General features: G+C 47.7%; 21 protein-coding genes and 1 tRNA gene. 17 read left to right on the top strand and 5 right to left on the bottom strand.

Going from position 1 to position 24,154, the window contains the following annotated elements; all coding sequences use genetic code 11:
• The first annotated feature begins 4 nt into the window (after nucleotides 1-4).
• Nucleotides 5-1,129 (top strand): glycosyltransferase, encoded by a 1,125-nt coding sequence (locus QEP07_RS05225; RefSeq protein ID WP_285008875.1) that lies wholly within the window; start codon nucleotides 5-7, stop codon nucleotides 1,127-1,129.
• Entirely contained in the window at nucleotides 1,126-1,752 is a 627-nt protein-coding gene (rsmG, locus tag QEP07_RS05220; protein ID WP_437126691.1) for a 16S rRNA (guanine(527)-N(7))-methyltransferase RsmG, read from the top strand. The genes QEP07_RS05225 and rsmG overlap by 4 nt, the downstream gene beginning before the upstream one ends.
• A 3-nt stretch (nucleotides 1,753-1,755) precedes the next feature.
• Here the strand turns inward: rsmG and QEP07_RS05215 are convergent, their stop codons facing one another.
• Nucleotides 1,756-3,288, bottom strand: coding sequence for a M56 family metallopeptidase (locus tag QEP07_RS05215; RefSeq protein ID WP_285008873.1), 1,533 nt, complete (start codon nucleotides 3,286-3,288; stop codon nucleotides 1,756-1,758).
• Entirely contained in the window at nucleotides 3,285-3,659 is a 375-nt protein-coding gene (locus QEP07_RS05210) for a BlaI/MecI/CopY family transcriptional regulator (protein ID WP_256004791.1), read from the bottom strand. Before QEP07_RS05210 ends, QEP07_RS05215 begins: the two co-directional genes overlap by 4 nt.
• A 142-nt stretch (nucleotides 3,660-3,801) precedes the next feature.
• Here QEP07_RS05210 and dprA point away from each other — a divergent pair, with 142 nt between their 5' ends.
• Both dprA and QEP07_RS05200 read left to right on the top strand, forming a co-directional pair.
• Nucleotides 3,802-4,896 (top strand): DNA-processing protein DprA, encoded by a 1,095-nt coding sequence (gene dprA, locus QEP07_RS05205; RefSeq protein WP_285008872.1) that lies wholly within the window; start codon nucleotides 3,802-3,804, stop codon nucleotides 4,894-4,896.
• Between the two features lie 76 nt (nucleotides 4,897-4,972).
• Complete coding sequence (locus tag QEP07_RS05200) at nucleotides 4,973-6,334, top strand: pyridoxal-phosphate dependent enzyme (RefSeq protein WP_285008871.1); 1,362 nt, start codon at nucleotides 4,973-4,975, stop codon at nucleotides 6,332-6,334.
• 65 nt (nucleotides 6,335-6,399) lie between these two features.
• Here the strand turns inward: QEP07_RS05200 and murA are convergent, their stop codons facing one another.
• Genes murA through QEP07_RS05185 form a run of 3 tightly spaced genes read right to left on the bottom strand, consistent with a single transcriptional unit; the run spans nucleotide 6,400 to nucleotide 10,708 of the window.
• Nucleotides 6,400-7,725 (bottom strand): UDP-N-acetylglucosamine 1-carboxyvinyltransferase, encoded by a 1,326-nt coding sequence (gene murA / locus QEP07_RS05195; protein ID WP_285008870.1) that lies wholly within the window; start codon nucleotides 7,723-7,725, stop codon nucleotides 6,400-6,402.
• Nucleotides 7,725-8,381: a DUF4290 domain-containing protein gene (locus QEP07_RS05190; protein ID WP_256004795.1), complete on the bottom strand. Its 657-nt coding sequence runs from the start codon at nucleotides 8,379-8,381 to the stop codon at nucleotides 7,725-7,727. The genes murA and QEP07_RS05190 overlap by 1 nt, the downstream gene beginning before the upstream one ends.
• 23 nt (nucleotides 8,382-8,404) lie before the next feature.
• Nucleotides 8,405-10,708, bottom strand: coding sequence for an ATP-dependent helicase (locus QEP07_RS05185; protein WP_285008869.1), 2,304 nt, complete (start codon nucleotides 10,706-10,708; stop codon nucleotides 8,405-8,407).
• A 170-nt stretch (nucleotides 10,709-10,878) separates the two neighbouring features.
• On the opposite strand from QEP07_RS05185, the gene QEP07_RS05180 reads away from it, so the two are divergent.
• The 13 genes from QEP07_RS05180 (at nucleotide 10,879) to QEP07_RS05120 (ending at nucleotide 24,086) form a co-directional block, all read left to right on the top strand.
• Complete coding sequence (locus tag QEP07_RS05180; protein WP_256004797.1) at nucleotides 10,879-11,166, top strand: SemiSWEET family sugar transporter; 288 nt, start codon at nucleotides 10,879-10,881, stop codon at nucleotides 11,164-11,166.
• 110 nt (nucleotides 11,167-11,276) lie between these two features.
• Nucleotides 11,277-12,647 (top strand): dipeptidase, encoded by a 1,371-nt coding sequence (locus QEP07_RS05175; protein ID WP_285008868.1) that lies wholly within the window; start codon nucleotides 11,277-11,279, stop codon nucleotides 12,645-12,647.
• Between the two features lie 326 nt (nucleotides 12,648-12,973).
• Nucleotides 12,974-15,064 (top strand): ferredoxin-like domain-containing protein, encoded by a 2,091-nt coding sequence (locus tag QEP07_RS05170; RefSeq protein ID WP_285008867.1) that lies wholly within the window; start codon nucleotides 12,974-12,976, stop codon nucleotides 15,062-15,064.
• On the top strand, nucleotides 15,061-15,852 hold the full coding sequence (gene cobA, locus QEP07_RS05165) for a uroporphyrinogen-III C-methyltransferase (protein ID WP_285008865.1): 792 nt from the start codon (nucleotides 15,061-15,063) through the stop codon (nucleotides 15,850-15,852). Before QEP07_RS05170 ends, cobA begins: the two co-directional genes overlap by 4 nt.
• 48 nt (nucleotides 15,853-15,900) lie before the next feature.
• On the top strand, nucleotides 15,901-16,494 hold the full coding sequence (locus tag QEP07_RS05160; protein WP_285008864.1) for a precorrin-2 dehydrogenase/sirohydrochlorin ferrochelatase family protein: 594 nt from the start codon (nucleotides 15,901-15,903) through the stop codon (nucleotides 16,492-16,494).
• A complete protein-coding gene (locus tag QEP07_RS05155) occupies nucleotides 16,491-17,195 on the top strand; it encodes a phosphoadenylyl-sulfate reductase (protein ID WP_285008863.1) in 705 nt (234 codons plus the stop codon). Before QEP07_RS05160 ends, QEP07_RS05155 begins: the two co-directional genes overlap by 4 nt.
• A gap of 13 nt (nucleotides 17,196-17,208) precedes the next feature.
• Nucleotides 17,209-18,114 carry a sulfate adenylyltransferase subunit CysD gene (gene cysD, locus QEP07_RS05150; protein ID WP_285008862.1) on the top strand — a complete coding sequence of 302 codons (906 nt, stop codon included), beginning with the start codon at nucleotides 17,209-17,211 and terminating at the stop codon, nucleotides 18,112-18,114.
• Nucleotides 18,114-19,361, top strand: coding sequence for a sulfate adenylyltransferase subunit 1 (locus QEP07_RS05145; RefSeq protein ID WP_285008861.1), 1,248 nt, complete (start codon nucleotides 18,114-18,116; stop codon nucleotides 19,359-19,361). The genes cysD and QEP07_RS05145 overlap by 1 nt, the downstream gene beginning before the upstream one ends.
• 78 nt (nucleotides 19,362-19,439) lie before the next feature.
• On the top strand, nucleotides 19,440-20,846 hold the full coding sequence (locus tag QEP07_RS05140; RefSeq protein WP_285008860.1) for a glycogen synthase: 1,407 nt from the start codon (nucleotides 19,440-19,442) through the stop codon (nucleotides 20,844-20,846).
• Between the two features lie 11 nt (nucleotides 20,847-20,857).
• Entirely contained in the window at nucleotides 20,858-22,132 is a 1,275-nt protein-coding gene (locus tag QEP07_RS05135; RefSeq protein WP_285008859.1) for a glucose-1-phosphate adenylyltransferase, read from the top strand.
• A gap of 12 nt (nucleotides 22,133-22,144) precedes the next feature.
• On the top strand, nucleotides 22,145-22,948 hold the full coding sequence (locus tag QEP07_RS05130) for an ABC transporter substrate-binding protein (RefSeq protein WP_285008858.1): 804 nt from the start codon (nucleotides 22,145-22,147) through the stop codon (nucleotides 22,946-22,948).
• A gap of 203 nt (nucleotides 22,949-23,151) precedes the next feature.
• Nucleotides 23,152-23,841 (top strand): DUF4397 domain-containing protein, encoded by a 690-nt coding sequence (locus QEP07_RS05125; RefSeq protein WP_285008856.1) that lies wholly within the window; start codon nucleotides 23,152-23,154, stop codon nucleotides 23,839-23,841.
• A 163-nt stretch (nucleotides 23,842-24,004) separates the two neighbouring features.
• Nucleotides 24,005-24,086: transfer RNA gene (locus QEP07_RS05120), tRNA-Leu, on the top strand.
• Nucleotides 24,087-24,154: the final 68 nt, after the last annotated feature.

Genomic DNA, 24,154 nt, shown 5'->3' with positions numbered 1-24,154 from the left:
CATCGTGGAATTAACCTTAGTGGAAAGCTGCCTGTTGGGCGGTTTAGCCTTTTGCTTCATTATACAGCTATGGTTCACGCTCGGCGTGCATCTAAAACTTGCCCTGTACAAAGTAGAACCCGTTTTTTCTGAAGGGCTTCGCCCGATCAGCGTGATCATATGTGCAAGGAACGAGGCCGCCAATCTACAAAAATACCTTCCGCTTGTGCTGGAGCAGAAATATCCCGATTACGAGGTGATCGTAGTAAACGACCGTTCATGGGACGCTACAGAAGACATTCTGAAAGATATTTCTGCACGCTATCCCCATCTCAGGGTCGTCAACGTTAACGACGGTCAGAAATTCCTTGCCGGAAAGAAGTTTGCCGTCACCATGGGCATCAAGGCCGCTAAACATGAATGGCTGGTATTCACAGACGCAGATTGTATGCCTGCCACGGAAAACTGGTTGCTGGGCATGCAACAGCCGGCAGACGAGGCAACCGAGATTGTGCTGGGCTATTCGCCTTATCTCCGTAAAAGAGGATTGCTTAATGCCCTGATTCGTTTTGAGACTTTTTTTACGGCCGTCAACTATCTGTCCTTTGCCTTGAAGGGCATGCCATACATGGGTGTTGGCCGAAACATGGCCTATAAAAAATCGCTCTTTTTCAAAAGCAAAGGCTTTGCGGCACATATGCACATTCCATCAGGTGATGACGATCTGTTTATCAATGCCAATGCACACCACAAAAATACCAGGATAGCTATTCACCCTGATGCACACGTATGGTCGGAGCCCAAGACTGGCTTTATCGCCTATCTGAGGCAAAAGAAACGGCATCTGGGGGCTGGTAAATTTTACAAAGGCAAGCATAAGTTTATCCTTTCTGCTCAGATCTTTTTCCAGTTTATGTTTTACGTAACCCTTATCGCAGCACTATTCTTTCAGCCCCTGGCAGTCTACATAGCTCTGGGCGTATTGGCGCTGAGCATTATCATCCGCTGCCTGGTGTATCCGCGATTGCTTCGTAAGCTGAATTACGCCGGCCTGCGCTGGTGGTTTCCGCTCCTGGATCTCCTGCTCTTCATTTTTCTAGTGTTTAATGCCGTAGTGTCTATATTTGTCAAAAAAGTACAGTGGAAATAAGCGCAGCAATCATACAAAAGTATTTCAAAGACCTCAGTGTGGGACAGATTGATCAGTTTGGTCAGTTATTTGAACTGTACAACCATTGGAATGCCCAGATCAATGTAATTTCCAGAAAGGATATCGATGAGTTATACACGCGGCATGTGCTTCACTCCCTGGGTATAGCCAAATTCTGCAGTTTTAATGCCGGAGCAAGGGTTCTCGACGTAGGTACCGGTGGAGGTTTTCCAGGCATTCCTCTTGCTATCTTGTTTCCTGAAACGCAGTTTCATCTGGTCGATTCCATAGGCAAGAAGATCAAGGTGGTTAAAGAAGTCGCCGAGGCTTTAAGCCTTAAAAACGTCCAGGCCAGTCACCTGCGGGCCGAGCAGGTAGAAGGGCAGTTCGATTTTGTCGTATCCCGTGCGGTTACCCGGCTTATCGATTTTTATCCATGGGTGAAAGGTAAATTCAAGAAAGCATCAACCCATGCTATCCCGAACGGAGTCCTGTATCTTAAAGGGGGTGATCTTACAGAAGAGATTGCTGAATCACGCCTGAAAGCGGAATTGTATCCGCTTTCTTACTATTTCGAAGAAGAATTTTTCGAGACTAAATACGTGGTTTATATCCCACAGTAATTTTTATTCCATAATAATTTTGCCCTTTTTGAGTTCGATAACCCCGTCCCTGGCTTGTTCCCCATAGAATTCAATTAACTTGTCTGTGTTCTTCGGATGTATGGAAACAGATTGGGCTTCAAAGCGAAATTTCTTACCGGCCGGTATTGTTACAACTTCCCCATTATTTACATAGATGGGATTTGGGCCCAATTCCATTTCATCTTTTGTCTTTTCATCATACTGGCTCATTGATTTGATGGAAGGCGGCGGAAATTTAACCGCTTTTCGTTTATACTGTTTTTTCACTAACGGCGGAGTTGGAGGAACGCCTGGTTTTTTGATCTGGGCTGGTGGTGGAAAAGTGACAGATAACCTGGTGTTTTTACCCTCAAATTCCAATGCGCCTTTTGCAGCACGTTTACCGTATTTTGCCGTGGCTTCGCTACCATTGAGCTGTACGAGCCGGTCATAGCCCTCCACAGACCGGATATTCTCAGCCTTCGATACTTTGCCGTTTATCACGATCAGTTTAATGGGACTATTGTTGCCTGTCTGCGGATTGTACCTGCTTTCGATGATGAAGCGATTTCTCTTTTCCATTTTTGGTTCCTGAGGTTTTCCTTGTTTTGGTTCCTGAGGTGTAACAGACAAGAAGGGTGGGTGCTTTTTGGCATAGAGGTCAACGAATGCGTAGTCTTTGGTAAAGCCTAACGTCGAAACGCAAGGCATTATACCGATGAGCGGGAGAAGGAACAGGAGGCGGAATCTGATCCGTCCTGCCGACTTTTTCTTGTTTAACATCATGATTCTTGGTTTTAGTATAGATTGATTGAATACCTGGTTGGCCAGTTGTCCGACACCAGATTGTATCGAATTCTGGATTAAGAACATCGCATAGTAATGTTTGGTTACGCTTCCGCCGATCGTTGCTTCGTCTGCAATGTATTCATGAATGAGTTTTATATTGCGCCTCATTGTCCATGTTACCGGATTAAACCAGTTCAACGCGTGAACCAATTCAAGTAACATGATATCTAGGCTGTGTCCTTGTTTTATATGAGTTAGCTCATGACCTATGATCACATCTTTCTGATCAGCATTTGGATCCATGAAAAGCAGGCCAAAGAAGGAAAATGCCAGGCCGGATTGAGGTGAGCCGAGGTAACGGACACCATTATGGTCATGCCAGCGAGCGCGTCTGTATATACTTATAATTTGGAAAACCGAACGGGCCAGTCGCGACAGAAAGAATATACTGACCAGGCCATAGGCAACAAACAATATCAGGCTCCAGTCAAGCCCCTCCTGGTTTTGTACTACGACATTTGTCAATTCCGGCGTCTGCAGAACAAATGTTTGTTGGTCCAAAGGTTCCGACAAGGCGCGCAGGTAACTGACCTGTAAGAGAGGCAGTATAAAAGCCGCTGCTACGCTGGCGAGAAGGAAGAAACGGCTTAAGGTATAGAAAGTCTCCCTAGCCAATATTAACCTGTAGAACCCATAAAATATGGCCAGATAGACGTTCGCCTCCAATAAATAATAGACCCAGTTCATGACCTCTCGTTTTTAAGTTTATCTGCAAGCTTGATGAGTTCGTCAAGCTCATCAATGTCCATTTTCTTCTCGTTCACTAGAAAGGAGACCAGGCTCTGATAAGAGTTCTCGAAGTAATTGTTCATTACTTTGTCCAGCGCGAAATGCTTGTACTGGTCTTCAGATACCACCGGGAAATAGATATGGGTATTGCCAACTGCCTTATGGTCCAGGAAGCCCTTGCCTTCCAGCACCCGTACTACGGTCGACACCGTATTGTAAGCAGGCTTGGGCGATGGCATACGATCTATCACGTCTTTTACTAGACCTTCCCCGATCTCCCATAGGATAAGCATCACCTGTTCTTCTGCTTTTGTTAGTTCTCTTAGCATCTAAATATCCTTTTTGTTTTCCTAAGTTACAACTATAAAAATAGTTTGCAAACTATTTTTATAGTTTATTTTATTTTGTTGGTTTTTAATGATGTAGAACAGGGGAGTTGTTTGCAACCTGACGTTTTGAATAACTTAGCCTATGAGTTTAATCCACAAAATTGCGCTTACCTTGATCGACTCGGTAGGGCATGTCCATGCAAAGCAACTTGTTGAACATTTTGGCTCCGCCGAAGCAGTATTTAGCGCCTCTTTAGGTGCATTAATGGAAATCCCCGGGATAGGCAAGGTAACGGCGGGTAACATAATAAAAACCGATGCACTGAGGCGTGCGGAGGAGCAATTACATTTTATTGAAAAGCATCAGGTGAAGGTGCTTTTTTATACCGACGACGACTATCCTCATCGGCTAAGGCATTGTTACGACGCACCAATGGTACTCTATTATAAGGGCGGTGCCGATCTGAACCGCCAGCGGATCATCAGTGTGGTCGGTACCCGCCGTGCCACTGAATACGGCCGGCAGCTTTGTCGACACCTTGCCGAAACGCTTGAACCTTATGGGGTCACTATTGTTAGCGGGATGGCATACGGCATCGATATTGCGGCACATAAGGAGAGTCTGAACTTCAATATTCCCACCGTAGGGGTGCTGGCGCATGGGCTCGACCGTATTTATCCGCCTGCGCACCTTCCTGTTGCCCGGCAAATGGTTTCCGAAGGTGGCCTGCTTACAGAGTTTCCGTTAAATACTGCGCCCGACAAGAAGAACTTCCCTAAACGCAACCGCATTATTGCCGGACTTGCCGATGCTACCATCGTTGTAGAAGCCATTGCGAAAGGCGGCGCGCTGATCACCGCAGATATTGCAAGCTCTTATAGCAGGGATGTGTTCGCTTTTCCAGGGCGTACGGGCGATAAAAGTTCTGAGGGATGCAATTTCCTGATCAAAACGAACCGGGCGGGACTGATCACACATGCGCAAGACATTCCATATTACATGGGCTGGGAGAAGGAGCAGGTACACGCAGCTGCGCTACAAATACAGTTGCCTGTCGGACTTTCTCATGAAGAGCAGCGGGTGGTAGACGTGCTTCGGGCCGGGCCGGCGCGGGTCGATGAGCTTGCCGTACGTTCCGGTATTCCGCAAAGTCAGCTCGCTATGCATTTGCTCAACCTAGAGATTCAGGGGTTTCTGATTGCTTTGCCTGGGAGTTTGTATCAACTCGCGGGTTGACCGGATGTGGATAAAATTGTTGATTGTTTAAATCTAGAGAATAAGTAGTATAAAATAATATTTGTACTTTTGTGCCATGTGGTACAATAATATATTGGAGACGATCGGCAATACGCCACTTGTGAAGCTCAATTCTATTACTAAAGGTGTACCAGGCACCATCCTTGCTAAGATTGAGACCACCAATCCCGGTAACTCAATTAAGGACAGAATGGCGGTCAAGATGATTGAGGAGGCCGAGAAGAGTGGCAAGCTTAAACCCGGCGGTACCATCATTGAAGGTACATCGGGAAATACCGGTATGGGCCTGGCCATGGCGGCTATTATCAAAGGGTATAAGTGTATTTTTACCACAACAGATAAACAATCGAAGGAAAAGGTTGATGCACTTCGGGCTTTTGGTGCGGAGGTTATTGTCTGCCCCACCAATGTTGAACCCGAAGATCCGCGTTCCTATTACTCTGTATCCTCGCGGCTCGAGCGTGAAGTCCCGAACTCCTGGAAGCCAAACCAATACGACAACCTTGCCAATTCGCAGGCGCACTACGAGCAGACTGGTCCTGAAATATGGGCGCAGACTGAAGGTAAGATCACTCACCTGGTGGTTGGCGTGGGTACAGGAGGGACCATATCTGGAGCAGGCAAATACCTTAAGGAACAAAATCCTAACATCCGCGTTTGGGGTATCGATACCTACGGTTCCGTATTCAAAAAATACAAGGAGACCGGTATTATGGATAAAAACGAAATCTATCCGTATATCACAGAAGGTATAGGAGAGGACTTCCTGCCCAAGAATGTGGATTTTGATGTTATAGATCTGTTTGAGAAGGTTACGGATAAGGACGCAGCGCTTATGACCCGTGAAATTGCGCGCAAAGAAGGCATTTTTGTGGGTAACTCAGCAGGCGCCGCCCTGGCCGGTTTGCTGCAGCTGAAAGATAAACTTAAGCCGGAAGACGTAGTTGTCATCATCTTTCACGATCATGGCAGCCGTTATATGGGTAAGATGTATAACGAAGACTGGCTGCGTGAGCGTGGCTTTTTAAAGGATGAAAAACTTACCGCCCGTTCTATTCTTTCCAAGAAAAGTAACCCTGAACTGGTTATGGTCGACTGTGAACAGACCGTGCAGGAGGCAATCAATACCATGCATACGCTCAATATATCGCAGATACCTGTTACGCAAAAAGACATGGTGGTAGGCAAGCTGGAAGAGCGCGATATATTGCGGGTCCTCATGGAAAATCCCTCGCTTAAATCGGCCAAAGTAGCTGAAATCATGACCGCAGGTTTCCCCTTTGTAGATCTGAATACCTCTATCGACCGAATTTCAGGGCTTATCAATAAGGACAACAGTGCTGTGCTGGTAGAAGATGAGCAGGGCAGGATCGAAATCATTACACAATACGATATCATCAATGCGATATCGGGATAATTAGAGAACCGAGACAAAAACACCTAATAACTAAAACCAGAAAAGCCCCTTACGGGGCTTTTTGTTTAATGTCCGGGTGCGTTGGCTTCTACCCGTTTTATCTGTGCACCGAGTGCCCGCAAACGGATGTCAATATCCTGATAACCCCTTTCAATCTGTTCTATATTAAAGATGGTCGATTTGCCTTCGGCCGAAAGTGCAGCAATGAGCAGTGATACACCCGCCCGTATATCCGGAGAGGTCATGCTGATGCCCCTTAGTTTGTATTTCTTATCAATTCCGTTTACCGTAGCACGGTGCGGGTCGCAAAGAATGATCTGTGCACCCATATCTATCAGCTTATCCACAAAGAACAAACGGCTCTCAAACATTTTCTGATGGATCAGCACATTTCCGCGTGCCTGGGTAGCCACTACCAATACAATGCTAAGCAAGTCTGGTGTAAAACCCGGCCATGGCGCATCAGCAATGGTCAGCATAGAACCATCGATGAATGACTCAATGACGTAGTTTTTCTGAGAAGGGATATAGATGTCGTCGCCACGCAGTTCAAACTTGATTCCCAGCTTTTTAAATACATCCGGAATAACACCAAGCTCCTGATAGCAGACATTCTTGATCGTGATCTCAGATTCTGTCATAGCCGCCAGACCAATGAATGAACCTATCTCAATCATATCCGGAAGCATACGGTGCTCGGTACCCCCCAGTTTCTCAACACCTTCAATGGTGAGGAGGTTAGAGCCCACGCCACTAATTTTAGCGCCCATACGGTTCAGCATCTTGCACAACTGCTGCAGGTAAGGCTCGCAGGCCGCATTATAAATGGTCGTTGTTCCCTTGGCCAGTACAGCAGCCATCACAATGTTGGCCGTACCGGTTACAGATGCCTCATCTAAAAGGATATAAGCTCCTCTCAGATTTGTTGCATCTACATTAAAGAACTCCTTCTTGGTATCGTACACAAACTTGGCCCCAAGTTTCTCGAAGCCCAGGAAATGCGTGTCCAGTCTGCGTCGTCCTATCTTGTCGCCACCCGGTTTCGGAATGGCCGCTTTTCCAAAACGTCCCAGAAGCGGACCAACAATCATTATAGAACCTCTTAAGCCGCCGCCTTTTGCTTTAAAAGAGTCAGACAAGAAATAGTCCAGATTGATGTCTTTAGCTTCAAACGTGTAAGTATCCTTCGATAAGCGTTCTACCAGTACACCCAGGTCGCCAAGCAGTTCAATCAGCTTGTTTACGTCCTTAATGTCGGGGATATTGCTTATGGTAACCTTCTGATCGGTCAGCAAAACGGCTGCAATGATCTGAAGCGCCTCGTTTTTAGCACCCTGAGGATGGATTTCGCCCTTCAGCTTCTTTCCGCCGATAATTTCAAATGCGTTCATTAGTGTCTTTGCTTACCGTTATTGTGCTTCTTGTTATTGTTGTTGTTCTGCTTGTTCTTGTTTTTGCCCTGCTTGCTGTTGTTTTGCGGACGTGCTTGTACCGGCTTAACTTCCACTTTGGCAAGGTTAATATTGTCGGCAAGCTTCAGCTGGCCTTCCGACAATTCATTCAGGTTCTTAAGGATCGTTTCATCGGCCACCGTGTCTTTGTTCCAGGTCACGTACGACATCTTCATGAAGTTGGCAATATTATGCACCATTGCTGCTTTAGCCTCTTCATCTTCAATTGCTTGTGCTTTTTCGATCAGCACTTCCACGGTTTTGCCGTAGTGCTTATAACGGATCCTTTTTTGCGGATAGCCGATATGTTTTGGTTTAACCAGCGCAGCTTCAGGCGTAGGCTTTGGGTAGGGACTGTCCACATCAATTTTATAGCCTGATATGATGTGCAGGTGATCCCATAATTTATGCTTGAAGTCGGCCACATCACGAAGATGCGGATTCAGGAAGCCCATCAGGTCAATCACCGCCTGAGCATATCTGTTCCGCTCTTCACGGTCCTCAAGCTCAATAATGTACTTAACCATATTTTGCACGTTCCGGCCGTATTCGGCCAGAATGAGCTCGTTTCTAGTAGTATTATAATCGAAATTCATGTACTCTTTATCTCTGATAGATGTTATTTAACAATTCGCAATTTAGCAAATTTTAACAATAGCTGTTTGTTGCCCAGTCCCTGGAAAAATACCGTAGCCTTTACATCGGGCAAACTGCCCTCCAAATTCACAATTTTTCCAAAACCAAACTTCTCATGTTCAACATCCATGCCGTTCTGGAAGTCGCCCGCCGCATCCGGTGCAAAGCCCGGTGTTGGAACATGCGCTTTAGGAAGCAAACTCGTTGTCTTAGGTTTGGGTGCGCCGCCTGCCGTCCCAGCCGAAGCTGCCGGTTTAGGTTTTGAAAACGAATCGCGCTGCTGGCTCCAGCTCTTACGCTCCGAGTCAAAACTATCTGCACCCAGTACACTTTTCGAAGGTTTGACGACCTCAATTTCGAGGTATCTCGGACTAATCTCGTTGATGAACCGGCTTGGTTCGCAACTGGTTAGCGTTCCCCAGCGGTACCTTGATGTAGCGTAAGTCAGCGTAAGTTTTTTCTCCGCACGGGTAATGGCCACATAAAACAGTCGCCGCTCCTCTTCCAGATCGCTCCGCGAATTCAAACTCATTTGCGAAGGGAAAAGATTCTCCTCGAGGCCAACCACGAATACATTTTTAAACTCCAGACCTTTGGCCGAGTGTATTGTCATCATCGACACCGTATCCTTTTCCTTGTCGTTTTCACGGTCGTCGTTCGTAAGCAGCGCGATATCCTGCATAAACACGGCCAGGCTGCGGTCTTCAATATCTTCGCGCTCCGCAAATTCCTTTACTCCGTTCAGCAATTCCTGGATGTTTTCATAGCGCGCGCGGCCCTCAATACTGTCGTCCGTGTGCAGTTCTTTCAGCATACCCGAATGCTGTGCGATATAAAGCGCAGTCTCATAAGCATCCAGTTTCTTAGATTCGGCCGCAAAGCTCTGAATCAGCATCGCAAAGTCATTCAGCTGACTTGCGATACGTCCTTCAATATAAGCCTGAGGGTTGCAGATGACCTGCCACATCGTGATGTTGTGCTTGTCAGCCGCAACGATGATTTTCTCTACCGTGGTATCACCCAAACCCCGCCTCGGATAATTGATCACACGCTTGATCGCCTCCTCATCGGCCGGATTAAAGGTTAGCCTGAAATAAGCGATCAGGTCCTTAATCTCCTTACGCTGATAAAACGACAAGCCGCCATAGATCTTGTAAGGCACGTTCAGCTTACGCAAAGCTTCTTCCATCGCCCTCGATTGCGCGTTGGTACGGTACAGGATGGCAAAGTCCTGGTAGTTGTAACCCTTCAACGAACGCTCCTGTACAATGGCTTCGGCCACCAGCTTTCCCTCCTCGTTATCGGTAAAAGCACGCTGCACCTTAATGCGGTCGCCCGCCTCATTCTCCGAAAACACGTTCTTTTCCAGTTGGTTCTTGTTGTTGGCAATGATGCTGTTCGCCACTTCAACGATGTTTTGTGTCGACCGGTAATTCTGTTCCAGTTTGTACACCTGAAGCTCAGGATAATCCCGCTCAAAATTGAGGATGTTCTGGATGTTGGCACCCCGAAAGGCATAGATACTCTGCGCATCATCGCCCACCACACAGATGTTCTGGTAAACCGCCGCCAGCTTTTTCACAATCGTGTACTGCGAAAAGTTGGTATCCTGATACTCATCGACCATCAGGTAGCGGAATTTATGCTGGTATTTATTTAATACGTCCGGATGCGTTTTAAGCAGCACATTGGTTTTAAACAAGAGATCGTCAAAGTCCATTGCCCCGGCTTTAAAGCAGCGTTTTGTGTAAGTCTCGTAAATCACACCCAGCAGGGGCCGTTTATTGCTCACGTCCTCTGCCTGTATCTCCGGGTTTTCGAGGTATTCTGTATACGAAATCAAATTGTTCTTTGCAGACGAAATCCTGTTGTACACAAAATTGGCATTGTACAGCTTATCGTCAAGCTGCATCTCCCTCAAAATGGAGCGGATCAGGCTCTTGCTGTCGTCCGTGTCATAAATTGTAAAATTGGAAGGATAGCCGATCTTCTCAGCCTCTACCCGCAAAATCTTTGCAAATACAGAGTGGAAAGTGCCCATCCAGATGTTTTTAGCTTCATTACCCACCACCTTCATGATACGCTCGCGCATTTCCTTGGCCGCTTTATTCGTAAAAGTAAGCACAAGAATATTGAAAGGATCGACGCCCTTCTGTATTAAGTGAGCTACCCGATAGGTAATCACCCGGGTTTTACCCGATCCGGCACCAGCCACGATCATCGACGGCCCTTCGGTATTCTCTACTGCGGCGCGCTGTTGGGGGTTTAAGCCTGCTAAATAATCCAAAATACGTTCTGCTGTTTAATATGCGATTTTGCCCGGTATTTTCTACGGGGGCTTGCAAAGTTACATGTTTTAAGGCTTGTTTCAAAAGGAGAGGAGGCAGAATTAAACAGGTAGTTTCCCCTGCCGGAATAAGTCTTTTTTGATAAACTATTCTTCCTCTTGTATGTAGTATGAGAAAAAGATATATGGATTTTATTCAGATACTGGGCCTGGTAGCGGGGATATGTACCTCTTCATCAATATTGCCTCAACTTATCAAAACCTTTAAAACCAAGCAGGCTAACGATGTGGCCGTGTTTATGTTTATTGTCATGATGACCGGAAACAGTCTCTGGATCTACTACGGGTTCGATAAGTCCGACATACCCATCATCTCAACCAACTTTTTATCGCTCGCACTAAACATCGCCATGCTGATTCTCAAGTTCAAGTACCGCAACAATAAGGAACAGGCTTAAGCTTAGGTCTGGGAATTGAAAAATATACGTTCGCGCTACCGGCAACTAATGAAATTTTTCTAGTTTAGCCGCGGATTACATCCTTGGTTCTAACTAGATAACTTATTATTATGCAAGAGATTAAAAAATATGTAGCGGAAAACAAACAGCGCTTTCTCGACGAACTGTTTGAGTTGCTTCGTTTTCCTTCGGTAAGTGCCGACCCAAAGTATAAAGACGATGTGCTGAAAACGGCAGAATATGTGGCCGCTAAACTCCGCGAAGCAGGAGCAGAGCAGGTAGAGGTTTGCCCTACCGCCGGTTATCCCATCGTGTATGGCGAGAAAATCATTGACCCTAGCCTGCCTACAGTGCTCGTGTACGGTCATTACGATGTACAGCCGCCGGATCCGCTGGAACTTTGGAAGACACCTCCTTTTGAGCCTACGCTGCGCGACGGCAAGATCTATGCACGTGGTGCCTGCGATGATAAAGGACAGTTTTATATGCATGTAAAGGCGTTTGAACTGATGATGCAGACCAATACCCTGGCCTGCAACGTAAAGTTCATGATCGAAGGTGAAGAGGAAGTCGGGTCGGCCAACCTTGGCATTTTTGTTAATAACAACAAAGAACGGCTGAAAGCTGATGTAGTGCTGATCTCAGATACCTCCATGATCAGTATGGAAAATCCATCCATTGAAACGGGCCTGCGCGGACTCGCCTACATGGAAGTTGAGGTAACCGGGCCTAACCGCGACCTGCACTCGGGGGTTTACGGTGGCGCTGTAGCCAACCCGGCCACCATCCTTTGCAAAATGATCGCTTCGCTGCACGACGAAAACAACCATATCACTATACCGGCGTTTTACGATAAGGTGGTCGACCTGACAGAAGAAGAAAAGAAGGCCTTAAATGCCGCGCCGTTTGACCTGGAAGAGTATAAAAAGGATCTTGATATCAACGCGGAGTGGGGTGAAAAAGGTTACTCTACCCTGGAGCGGACCGGCACCCGACCTACACTGGAAGTAAATGGGATCTGGAGCGGATATATCGGCGAGGGCGCAAAAACGGTGCTTCCTTCTAAAGCAAACGCTAAAATCTCCATGCGCCTGGTACCTAACCAGAGTTCAGAGGAAATATCGGAGATCTTTGCAAAGCATTTCGAAAGCATCGCGCCTGATAATGTAAAGGTGAAGGTCACAGCGCACCATGGAGGTGAGCCGGTGGTTACGCCGACCGACAGCGTGGCTTATCGTGCGGCCGAGCAGGCTATTGTAGATTCATTTGGTAAAGCCCCGATTCCAACAAGGGGTGGAGGGAGCATTCCCATTGTGGCCTTGTTTGAAAGCGCATTGGGTATTAAGTCTGTGTTGTTCGGTTTTGGCCTCGACAGCGATGCACTTCACTCACCAAACGAAAAATACGACGTTTACAATTACTACAAAGGGATTGAAACCCTTCCCCTGTTTCATAAGTACTTTGCTGAACTAAGCAAGTAGCCACACAGTAGATACCAGGTTCGGCATGAATGCACAGTGCTTGCACAGTGCTACCGTCATGAGTCCGCCTTTTTTCAGGGAAAAGGCGGACTCACCCCGGACTCATGGCGGACTCATGGCGGACTCACTAGCTTCTTGGTGGCCGCAAATGCCCAACTTGGCCCGGCGCTGATCCTTGAGATAGATCAATTCTCGATAAGAAATTAACATGCTAATTTACAACATATTACATATATATTACAAACTAAATATACTACTAAATCCCTATACTTTATATATTTGCTGTTGTTGCTTCGGCAATTGCACCAAATTAAAAGAGTTTAGCAATGCAAAGTTTTAGGACAGAACTGGAAAATCCGGTCGTCGAAAAAGATATTATTGATCTTGAAAAAAAGATCAGGGCTTTTCGGGAGGGTACCATCCATGAGGAGAAATTCAGAAGCCTGCGTTTGGCCAGGGGCGTATACGGACAACGTCAGCCGGGTGTGCAGATGGTGCGGATCAAGCTTCCTTTCGGGAAGGTTACTTTTAAGCAGCTTCTGCGTATAGCCGATGTGGCCGACGAATACGGAAGCGGCAACCTGCATTTAACCACGCGTCAGGATATTCAGATTCATTATGTAAGCCTGGATCGTACGCCGCAGTTGTGGCAGGAGCTGGAACAGGATGACATTACCCTGCGTGAGGCCTGCGGCAATACAGTCAGGAATGTGACTTCATCGCCTGATGCGGGCATTAACCCGAATGAGCCTTTCGATGTATCGCCTTATGCACATGCGTTCTTTGCTTATTTCCTGCGCAATCCGATTTGTCAGGAAATGGGACGGAAGATCAAGTTTTCGTTTTCCTCTGATGACCGCGATACCGCTTTTAGTTATATACACGATCTGGGTTTTATACCTAAGATCAATGCGGAGGGCGAGCGTGGTTTTAAGGTCATGCTGGGCGGAGGTTTAGGGGCGCAGCCCTTCCTAGCCAGCATAGTGCACGACTTTTTGCCCGAAGATCAGATCATTCCTTATGCCGAAGCGCTGTTACGGGTGTTCGACCGTTACGGTGAGCGCAACAACAGGAATAAGGCTCGACTGAAATACCTGGTGCAGAAGCTGGGTTTGGAAGAGGTGCTTCGCCTGGTTGAAGAAGAGCGTACCGCAAACAAGGTAAAGTCGTTTGTGGTCGACCGCAACAAGGTGCTGCAACCAGAGCCGCCGCAATTGCAGGATTATCCGCAATTGGAGGTGGCCGACACGGTTGAATACAAGCACTGGCGGGCAACCAACGTTGTTGCACAAAAGCAGGACGGGTACTTCGGTGTCTACATCAAAGTGGCTAAAGGCGATATTAAAACAGATCTAGCCAGGGCGTTTGTATCGGCGGTAAGGTCATTTGTGGCCGACGAGCTGCGGATTACGCAAAACCAGGGCTTGCTGCTGAAGTTTGTGCCGGAAGGGGCGCTGCCTGCATTGTATCAGGAATTGTCTGCCTTGGGTATGGCCCGGCCGGGCTTCGATAGTGTAGCCGATGTAACCACTTGTCCCGGTACCGACACCTGTAACCTCGGGATATCCAACAGTATGTCTTTGTCGGTAGCCCTCGAGGAGGTGATCTATGAAGAGTATCCGGAACTGGTGTATGATAAGGATCTGAAAATTAAAATAAGCGGGTGTATGAATTCCTGCGGACAACACGGTCTGGCGCATATTGGCTTCCACGGCAGTTCGCTGAAGGCGAATGGCAAGGTGGTTCCTGCAGTACAGGTGATGCTTGGCGGCGGAACGATCGGCAATGGCGAAGGCCGTGTAGCGGAACGGGTAATTAAAGCGCCATCTAAGCGTGCTACCGGTGTGCTGCGGATGATCCTGAATGACTTCGCGGCAAACTCGGGTGAGGGAGAAAGCTTCCATCAGTATTACGACCGCAAAACGAAGGACCACTTTTACCAGTTGCTGAAGCCGCTGGCCGATCTGACCAACCTGGTGGATGAGGAGTATGTAGACTGGGGCCATGAAGAAACGTTTGAGACCGCTATAGGGGTGGGCGAATGTGCCGGTGTGGTGATAGACCTGGTGGCTACCCTGCTGCTTGAGTCGGAAGAAAAGCTTGGCTGGGCACGGGCGTCTTATGATGCGGGTGCATGGGCTGATGCGATATACCATACCTATGCGGTTTATGTGAGCGCGGCGAAAGCCTTGCTTCTGGATAAGGGGGTAAACAGCAGTACCCAGATCGGTGTGATCAGGGAATTTGAGAATCATTATGTGCAGACCGGAGAAATTCCTTTGACGGGTTCGTTTAACGACCTGGTGCTGCAAATCAATAAGAACGAACCTTCTCAGGAATTTGCCACGGCCTATCTGGCTTCAGTGGAAGAGTTTCTGCAGGTAGTTAAAGCAAAACGTGGAGGGCAACTGGTATGAGCGCAGTAAAAGAAACAAATATAAAAGAGCCGCGTATTACGCTGGTTGGCGCGGGTCCCGGCGATCCGGAACTGATCACGCTTAAAGCGGTGAATGCATTGAAATCGGCCGACGTAATCCTGTACGATGCTTTGGTGAACGAGGTTTTGCTCGATTACGCAAAGCCTGGGGCTATTAAAGTATATGTAGGTAAAAGATCGGGCGAGCATTCGTTCGGGCAGGAGGCGATCAATAAACTGATGGTCGACTACGCACTGAATTACGGACATGTGGTTCGCTTAAAAGGCGGTGATCCTTTTGTGTTTGGCCGGGGCTACGAAGAACTGGACTATGCGGCCGATTATAGTATTCCGGCATCGGTTATTCCTGGTTTATCGAGTTCTATCTCGGTTCCGGGATTGCAGCAGATCCCGGTAACACATCGCGGTCTGGCCGAGAGTTTCTGGGTGGTTACAGGTACTACGGCCTCCGGCAAGTTGTCGAACGACCTGTACGAGGCGGCGCGCTCTAAGGCTACGGTAGTAGTGCTGATGGGTTTGGGTAAGCTGAAGGAAATTGTAAAATTGTATCAGCATGAAGGTAAAGGCAAACTTCCGGTAGCGGCTATTCAAAGCGGTTCCACAGAGAACGAAAAGCTTGCCGTAGGCATCGTAGATACGATTGTGGAGGTGGTAGAAGAGAAGCAGATCGAGGCCCCGGCCTTGCTGGTTTTTGGTGAGGTGGTATCATTGCATCCTTCCTTTCAGCCCATACGGGATTTCTTTGAGGCTTTAAAAGAGGAGATTTAACTGCCGCAAGACAAAATATATCGATATTTTGCATGTAAATGAACGAAGATGGAAGGTAATCAGTTATTCCCGGTATTTCTTAAGTTAAATGAGCTTCATACGGTGCTGATCGGCGGCGGACCGGTAGGTCTGGAAAAGCTGAACGCTATTTTACAAAACAGCGCTGAAGCAAGGGTTACGGTGGTGGCACGTGAGATTATTGACGCGGTATATGAATTGGCGGAGCAATATCCGAGGGTGACGCTGGTATGTAAAAGTTTTGAGCCGGCCGACCTGGACGAGGCGGATCTGGTGGTGGCTGCAACGAACAATCCGGAGCTTAATGTATTGATCAGAGCCTCTGCAAAATCACGGCGTTTGCTGATCAATGTGGCGGATAAGCCTGATCTGTGCGATTTCTATCTGGGTTCGGTGGTGCGCAAGGGTGATCTTAAGGTGGCCATTTCCACCAATGGGAAATCGCCCACCATCGCAAAAAGACTTAAAGAGGTACTGAACGAAGGCATTCCGGCAGAACTGGATACCACGCTTCAGCAAATGAGTGCATTGAGAGAAACGCTTAAAGGCGATTTTAATGAAAAGGTTAGGCAGCTGAACGAAATAACTGCTGTCTTGGCGCATAATAAGGGGGATGGGAAATGAATGAACAGTTGGAACTGATATCAGGGCAGATTGCAGGTATGGATCCGGTGGCGGCGTTAAGGCGCCTAACAGAGCAGTATCCGGGCCGTGTGGTTTTCTCGACAAGCTTTGGTTGGGAAGATCAGGTGATTACACATCTTATTTTTTCAAACGATCTGCCGATCGAGGTATTTACGCTCGAGACAGGGCGCCTGTTTCCGGAGACCTATTATGTATGGAACCGGACACTGGAAATCTACAACAAACCTATCAAAGCCTATTTTCCGGAGGCCGCAGCTTTACAGCGCATGGTAGACGCCAAAGGGCCTAGCAGTTTCTACACCTCGGTGGAGAACAGAAAGGAATGCTGTTACATCAGGAAAATAGAACCTCTGAAACGCGCGCTGAGCGGTCATAAAATATGGGTAACAGGAATACGTGCGGAACAGTCGCCCAACCGCCACGACATGCGTAACCTGGAATGGGATGAAGGCAATCAGATGATGAAGTATCACCCGCTCTTCGAGTGGTCGCTCAACGAGGTAAAAGACTTTATAAAGAAGCACAATATTGTATATAATACCCTTCACGACAGGGGCTTTCCGAGTATAGGATGTGCGCCGTGTACACGCGCGGTGCTTGAGGGTGAAGATTTCAGGGCGGGCCGCTGGTGGTGGGAAGACCAGTCGAAAAAGGAATGCGGCTTACATGCCACAACATAATTGCAGAACACTTATGAGTAAATATAATTTAGATTATTTAGATGAGCTTGAGGCCGAAGCGATTCATATCCTCCGGGAGGTGGCAGGCCAGTTCGAGAAACCTGCCCTGCTTTTTTCGGGTGGTAAGGACTCTATCACCCTGGTGAGACTGGCCGAAAAGGCTTTCAGGCCGGGAAAATTCCCATTTCCCCTGGTGCATATAGACACCGGGCATAATTTTGAGGAAACGATTGCTTATCGCGACAAGATGATTGAGCGTATTGGCGAGCGACTGATCGTGGGTTATGTGCAGGAGTCTATAGATCAGGGCAAGGTGGTGGAGCAGACCGGCAAGAATGCCAGTCGCAATGCCCTGCAAACGGTAACTTTGCTGGATACGATTGCGCTGCATGGTTTTGATGCCTGTATTGGCGGTGCACGCCGCGACGAGGAAAAGGCCAGGGCAAAAGAACGCATTTTTTCGGTGCGCGACGAGTTTGGTCAGTGGGACCCTAAACGCCAGCGCCCGGAGCTGTGGAACATCTATAACGGTAAAATCCACAAGGGCGAGAATGTGCGGGTATTCCCGATCAGCAACTGGACGGAACTTGATGTTTGGAACTACATAAAACGCGAGGGCATTGAGCTGCCTTCGATCTATTTTGCGCATGAGCGTGAGGTGATTACCCGCAATGGTCAGCTCATGGCCGCATCACCTTTTTTAAATATGGACCATGAAGATGTGGTGGAGCGTAGGAAAGTCAGATTCAGAACGGTGGGCGACATGAGTTGCACGGCTGCGGTGGAATCGGAGGCCGACCAGCTGGACGATATTATTGCTGAGATCAGCGCATCTAAAATAAGTGAACGCGGCGCCCGTATGGACGATAAGGTATCGGAGGCTGCTATGGAAGACCGTAAGAAAGGAGGGTATTTCTAATGAATATATTGAAGTTTTTTACTGCAGGGAGTGTCGACGACGGAAAGAGTACGCTCATCGGCAGGTTATTATACGATACCGGCTCTATTTTGGCCGACCAGCTGGAGGCGCTGCAGGCGAGCAACCGCAAGAATGATGACGGCTCGATTGATCTGGCGATACTGACCGATGGCCTGCGCGCTGAGCGTGAACAGGGAATTACCATTGACGTAGCCTATAAGTACTTTCAGACAGACAAAAGGAAGTTTATTATAGCGGATACACCCGGACATATTCAGTATACGCGCAATATGGTTACCGGTGCTTCTACGGCCAAACTGGCTATTATATTAATAGACGCGCGGAATGGGGTGGTTGAGCAAACCATCAGGCACTCTTATCTGGTGTCGCTGCTGGGCATTGAGCATGTGGTGGTATGTTTAAATAAGATGGACATGGTGGGCTACAGCGAAACGGTGTTTAATGCAATCCGGGAAAAGTACCAGTCGCTAGCCGCTGAACTGAAACTAAAGGATGTGAACTTTATTCCGGTGAGCGCACTGAAGGGCGATAATATTGTTCATGAGTCGGAGAATATGCCCTGGTACGACGGACGAAGCCTGCTTCATTTCCTGGAAAGCGTGGATGTATCGGCCGACGACAATGATTTGGCGAGGATGCCCGTGCAATGGGTTGTTCGTCCGCAGACAGAAGAACTGCACGACTACAGGGGCTATGCAGGCCGGATACTGAGCGGGGCTTTTCATGTGAACGACCGCGTGACGGTACTTCCTTCAGGCTACAGCTCGGTGATAGAGCGTATCGAGATCTTTGATCAGACGCCCGAAACCGCACATGCGGGGCAATCGGTAACGCTGCATCTGCAAGACGATATCGACATCAGCAGGGGAGATGTACTGGTCAATTCGGCACAATTGCCTCAGCATACGCAGGAGATTGAGGCCGACATCTGCTGGATGGATACGCGTCCGCTCGATGATAGCATCACTTACCTGCTTCAGCACAACAGCAAGATCACCAAATGCAAGATCAAAGAGATCATTTACCGGGTGGATATTAATACGCTCGACAAGCAGCCGGCCTACGAATTTAAGCTGAATGACATCGGTCGGGTGCTTATTAAGACGGCGGACGCCCTTCCTTTTGATCTTTATCATGAGAATAAGGCTAATGGTGCGGCCATTTTGATAGACAGCCGGACGAACTTAACCGTTGCAGCTCTGATGTTTAGGCGGGCGGCCGACTAAGCGCGATTATTCATCCATTATTTATTTGCTTTGTGTATTCTTATCCCTAATTTGAGGTGATTTTTAAAACCTCAGATTATGGAGATAATACACTTCAGTGCGGAGTGCTACCCGGTAGCTAAAGTTGGCGGTTTGGGTGATGTGGTGGGGGCGCTGCCGAAATACCAGAATAAGCTCGGACATATAGCAAAGGTGGTGATGCCGGCCTATGAAAACAGCTTTCTACACAACAATGAATTTGAAGTGGTGTACAATGGCTGGGTGCGTGTGGGCATTGGTAATTTTCAGGCCAGGGTACTCCGGGAGGTTAGTAATAAACTGGGCTTCGATCTGTTTCTGGTGCAGGTAGACGGACTGATGAACCGCGACCGGGTTTATGGGTATGGCGACGATACGGAGCGGTTCCTGGCTTTTCAGATAGCGGCGCTCGACTGGATTGCGCAGTGGAAGCACCGGCCCGATGTGATCCATTGTCACGATCACCATACCGGTCTTATTCCTTTCATGACGGCTTACTGCCGGCAGTTTGCCAGTCTGAGTCATATTCCTACAATTCTTACCATACATAACGCGCAGTATCAGGGGCAGTTTGGCTGGGACCGTTTAGGTTATATTCCTGCATTTGATTTATGGAAGTCGGGCATGCTCGACTGGAACGGGGCGATTAATCCGCTTGCTGCGGCAATCAAGTGCGCCTGGAGGGTTACTACGGTGTCGCCGAGCTACCTGGACGAGATCAGTTACCAGGCCAACGGACTGGAAAGCCTCCTTACCAGAGAACGCGGGAAGTCGGCCGGAATACTCAATGGAATTGATACCGATGTATGGAATCCTGCTACGGATGCAATGCTCCCCAAAAAATATAATTTACGCACCATCGAAAGTGGAAAAATAGCAAACAAAGCGGCCTTATGCGATGTTTTTAGCCTGGATCCGGACAAGCCGCTGTTTACCTTTATTGGTCGACTGGTAGGTGAGAAAGGGGCAGATCTTTTACCTGATATTTTCTATAACGCGCTGCGTGAGCATGGTGCAGAAATGAATATATTGGTGCTGGGCTCGGGAGAGCCTGCTGTGGAAGGAAGGCTCAATGAACTCAAGGGCGTGTTTCCGGGACATTATAACGTTTTTATAGGTTACAATGAGCAGTTATCACACCAAATGTACGCGGGAGCAGATTTTCTGCTGATGCCTAGCAGAGTAGAGCCTTGCGGACTGAACCAGATGTATGCGCTCCGTTACGGTACTGTGCCTATTGTGAGAAGAATTGGCGGTTTGAAAGACACGATTATAGACATAGGCGACGAAGGTTTTGGCATATGCCACGATCAGACCAGTGTGTGGGACGTGAACCATGCGATGGGAAGGGCGATGGATCTGTATCGTGATAAAAAGAAGATGAAAGAAATTCGTAAGTTTATGATGCAGCTGGACCACTCGTGGGACAAGGCTGCGCAGGAATATATTAATCTGTACCATATTTAATAGGAAATTTAATGACTGAAAAAGTTCTAGGTGTAATTCTTGGCGGGGGCCAGGGCTCAAGGTTAGCTCCTCTTACACAAACTCGCTCTAAGCCTGCAGTGCCGATTGCAGGCAAATACAGATTGGTTGATATTCCGATCTCTAATTGCTTAAACTCGGGCATACACCGTATGTTTGTACTCACGCAGTTCAACTCTGCGTCGCTCAATAAGCATATCAAGAATACCTATCATTTCAGTCATTTCAGTACGGCCTTTGTAGACATACTTGCGGCAGAGCAGACACCGGATAATCCCACCTGGTTCCAGGGAACTGCGGATGCGGTGCGCCAAACCATGCATCACCTGCTGAACCACGAGTTTGAATACGTGTTGATCCTTTCGGGCGACCAGCTCTACCAGATGGATTTCAATGAGATGGTAGACGCACATATTGAAAGCGGGGTAGAGATGACGCTGGCGACCATACCGGTAAACGCCAAAGATGCGCCAAGCTTCGGTATCTTGAAGGCGAATGAGCAGAACATCATTACATCTTTCATAGAGAAACCTAAAACCGAGTTGCTGGTCGACTGGGCCTCCGACACTGGTCCGGAAATGCAGGCGGAGGGCAGGGACTATCTTGCTTCTATGGGGATTTATATCTTTAACAGGGATTTGCTGATCAGAATCTTCTCTGAAAATGAAGAGGAAAAGGATTTTGGGAAGGAGATCATTCCGCGCCTGCTGAACGAGTACGATGTGCTCAGCTTCCAGTATGAGGGGTACTGGACCGACATAGGTAATATTTCTTCGTTCTTCGAGGCCAATCTGGGCCTGACTGACGACATTCCGAAGTTTAACCTGTTCGATCATAATCATAGCATCTTTACCCGGGCGCGTATGCTTCCTCCGTCAAAACTGCTGGGCACAACACTCGATAAAACCGTCATTGCGGAGGGTTGTATCCTGCAGGCCGAGAGCATTAAACATGCGGTGATCGGCATCAGGGCAAGAATCGGCGTGGAAACGCAGATCGAAAGCTGTTATGTGATGGGTAACGATAAATACCAGACGCTGGAAGAAATTGCTGATGATAAGGCGAACGGTGTTCCGATGATCGGTATCGGCGACAGGTGTTTTATTAAGAATGCGATTATCGACAAAAACAGCCGCATCGGTGATGATGTACGGATTGTAGGCGGTGACCATCTGGAGGATGGCGACTTTGAACTTTATACCATTAAGGATGGTATTGTTGTGGTGAAAAAAGGTGCTGTTGTTCCGAGCGGTACAACGATCGAGTAAGGCGAATACGTAATGCATCAGCTATTTACGGATCAGATGGGGCGGGAGGTTTCTATTAACTTCCCGCCCCGTCGTATTGTTTCGCTTGTACCGTCGCAGACTGAACTGCTGTTCGATCTGGGTTTGAACGAGGAGGTGGTTGGGCTGACTAAATTTTGTATCCACCCAATCGATAAGTTTGCCGCACGTACAAAGGTGGGGGGTACCAAAACACTTCATATGGACCGGATCAGGGATCTGAAGCCAGACCTGATCATTGGAAACAAGGAGGAGAACCAGCAAGATCAGATTGAACTCCTGGAGCGGGAGTTTCCGGTATGGATGAGTGATATTTATACCCTCGGCGATGCAATTTCTATGATCCGTGATATTGGCGCGATGGTAAACCGCAGTCCCGAAGCAGGCTATCTGACGCATCTTATACGTGCCGGATTTGACGATCTGCAAAGACTTGCGGAGCAAAGGGGAACGATTAAACGTGTGGCCTATCTGATCTGGAAGGATCCATATATGGCCGCTGCCCGGGATACGTTTATCGACCATTTGCTTAGACTGAACGGTTTCGTTAACGTGATCAGGGACCTGCGTTACCCGGAAGTGACGCTGGAAAAGTTATCTGATTTACAACCTGATCTGGTGTTTTTATCTTCGGAGCCATATCCCTTTAAAGAGAAACACGTGCTTGAGATAGCTCGCGCATTGCCTGATGCCAAAGTAATGCTTGTGGACGGAGAGATGTTTTCCTGGTATGGTAGCCGGCTGGTTAAGGCGGTGGAATATCTTTTTCATTTACAGCAGGAATTAGCTTCTGTATAGTTTTAAGTACATTTTTTCTTTTCTTTTCGGCCTCACGCTTGTTGGCGGCTATTATGTTGTATGTATCTGAAAACCAAGCAATTGTTTGATGTTAATTGTAAGCGAAGTTTAAGAAATTGTTAAAAAAGGTGTGTTTTTTGTGAGTTCTTGAATGCAACCATCTACCTGGTTGAGGGTTAAATGATCAATAAAACTTTAAGACAATGAAAAACAAATTTTTATCAAAAGGAATGTTTATGGGTGCCATAGTACTGGCGCTAGCAACAACGGTGTCATCTTGTAAGAAAGATGACATAGACGAATCCGGATCAGCGAATGTGAAGGTAGTGAATGCCTCTACGGCGTCTACAGCACAGGGCTTTTACCTGGCCGGCAGAACAGTAGTGCAGGGCGGATTGACCTTCGGAAATGCTTCTGATTATATTTCGGTGAACTCAGGCAACAATCTGCAGTTGCAGTTCAGAAATGAAGGATCTTCTTCTAATTACGCCAGTGCACAGATGGATCTTGATAATGGTGCTTACTACACCGTATTCCTGGCAGGCGATGGTCAGGCTGCAAGGGTTAAAGTGTACAAAGACGACAGGTCGGCCCCAACAAGCGGGAAAGTTAAAGTTAGGTTTGCTCACCTGAGTGATGCCGCGCCTTCGGCCATCGATATCAGAACCAGTGCAGGTACAACGCTGATTGCCGGACTTTCGCGCGATAATGCGAGCAATTACATTGAGGTAAACCCTGGTGTGGTGTCGCTGCAGGTATTTCCAGCAGGTCAGAATACCAACGTAAATGCCGCATTTGATATTACCGCGCTGGCAGAAAACAGGATTTATACCATTTATGTGACTGGATCTACAGAAAACAGCATTTCCGTGAGACAAATCTCACATAACTAACATAAGTATGTAATTTTTTGCCATTCAGGCATTTAAAGTCCCGGTTCATAGTCTATATGGCCCGGGACTGATTTTTTACCTGAAATTATTCTTGAAATAAATCGAAAACTGTTTTGATAATTCAATCCAATACCTATCTTTGCAGTCCGAAATAATCCTAACTGCGGAAGTGGCGTAATTGGTAGCCGCACCAGACTTAGGATCTGGCGCTTCACGGCGTGGGGGTTCGAGTCCCTTCTTCCGCACATTGATCAAAAGCAGCTCGTTTGGGCTGCTTTTGGTTTAGATGCAGGATGAGTACGGAGCTAAGTTT

The organism is Pedobacter faecalis (assembly GCF_030182585.1).
Taxonomy (GTDB): domain Bacteria; phylum Bacteroidota; class Bacteroidia; order Sphingobacteriales; family Sphingobacteriaceae; genus Pedobacter; species Pedobacter faecalis.
The sequence above is the reverse complement of the archived record's forward strand: the minus strand, read 5'-3'. Positions and strand labels throughout refer to the sequence as shown.

What these genes read in the sequence shown, in the direction of transcription:
- QEP07_RS05145 (WP_285008861.1), top strand. Translation starts at nt 18,114, where the DNA reads ATGAATATATTGAAGTTTTTTACTGCAGGGAGTGTCGACGACGGAAAG.
- QEP07_RS05130 (WP_285008858.1), top strand. Translation starts at nt 22,145, where the DNA reads ATGCATCAGCTATTTACGGATCAGATGGGGCGGGAGGTTTCTATTAAC.
- QEP07_RS05190 (WP_256004795.1), bottom strand. Translation starts at nt 8,381, where the DNA reads ATGAATTTCGATTATAATACTACTAGAAACGAGCTCATTCTGGCCGAA.
- cobA (WP_285008865.1), top strand. Translation starts at nt 15,061, where the DNA reads ATGAGCGCAGTAAAAGAAACAAATATAAAAGAGCCGCGTATTACGCTG.
- QEP07_RS05175 (WP_285008868.1), top strand. Translation starts at nt 11,277, where the DNA reads ATGCAAGAGATTAAAAAATATGTAGCGGAAAACAAACAGCGCTTTCTC.
- QEP07_RS05140 (WP_285008860.1), top strand. Translation starts at nt 19,440, where the DNA reads ATGGAGATAATACACTTCAGTGCGGAGTGCTACCCGGTAGCTAAAGTT.
- QEP07_RS05125 (WP_285008856.1), top strand. Translation starts at nt 23,152, where the DNA reads ATGAAAAACAAATTTTTATCAAAAGGAATGTTTATGGGTGCCATAGTA.
- dprA (WP_285008872.1), top strand. Translation starts at nt 3,802, where the DNA reads ATGAGTTTAATCCACAAAATTGCGCTTACCTTGATCGACTCGGTAGGG.
- cysD (WP_285008862.1), top strand. Translation starts at nt 17,209, where the DNA reads ATGAGTAAATATAATTTAGATTATTTAGATGAGCTTGAGGCCGAAGCG.
- QEP07_RS05215 (WP_285008873.1), bottom strand. Translation starts at nt 3,288, where the DNA reads ATGAACTGGGTCTATTATTTATTGGAGGCGAACGTCTATCTGGCCATA.
- QEP07_RS05180 (WP_256004797.1), top strand. Translation starts at nt 10,879, where the DNA reads ATGAGAAAAAGATATATGGATTTTATTCAGATACTGGGCCTGGTAGCG.
- QEP07_RS05170 (WP_285008867.1), top strand. Translation starts at nt 12,974, where the DNA reads ATGCAAAGTTTTAGGACAGAACTGGAAAATCCGGTCGTCGAAAAAGAT.
- QEP07_RS05155 (WP_285008863.1), top strand. Translation starts at nt 16,491, where the DNA reads ATGAATGAACAGTTGGAACTGATATCAGGGCAGATTGCAGGTATGGAT.
- murA (WP_285008870.1), bottom strand. Translation starts at nt 7,725, where the DNA reads ATGAACGCATTTGAAATTATCGGCGGAAAGAAGCTGAAGGGCGAAATC.
- QEP07_RS05135 (WP_285008859.1), top strand. Translation starts at nt 20,858, where the DNA reads ATGACTGAAAAAGTTCTAGGTGTAATTCTTGGCGGGGGCCAGGGCTCA.
- QEP07_RS05160 (WP_285008864.1), top strand. Translation starts at nt 15,901, where the DNA reads ATGGAAGGTAATCAGTTATTCCCGGTATTTCTTAAGTTAAATGAGCTT.
- QEP07_RS05200 (WP_285008871.1), top strand. Translation starts at nt 4,973, where the DNA reads ATGTGGTACAATAATATATTGGAGACGATCGGCAATACGCCACTTGTG.
- QEP07_RS05210 (WP_256004791.1), bottom strand. Translation starts at nt 3,659, where the DNA reads ATGCTAAGAGAACTAACAAAAGCAGAAGAACAGGTGATGCTTATCCTA.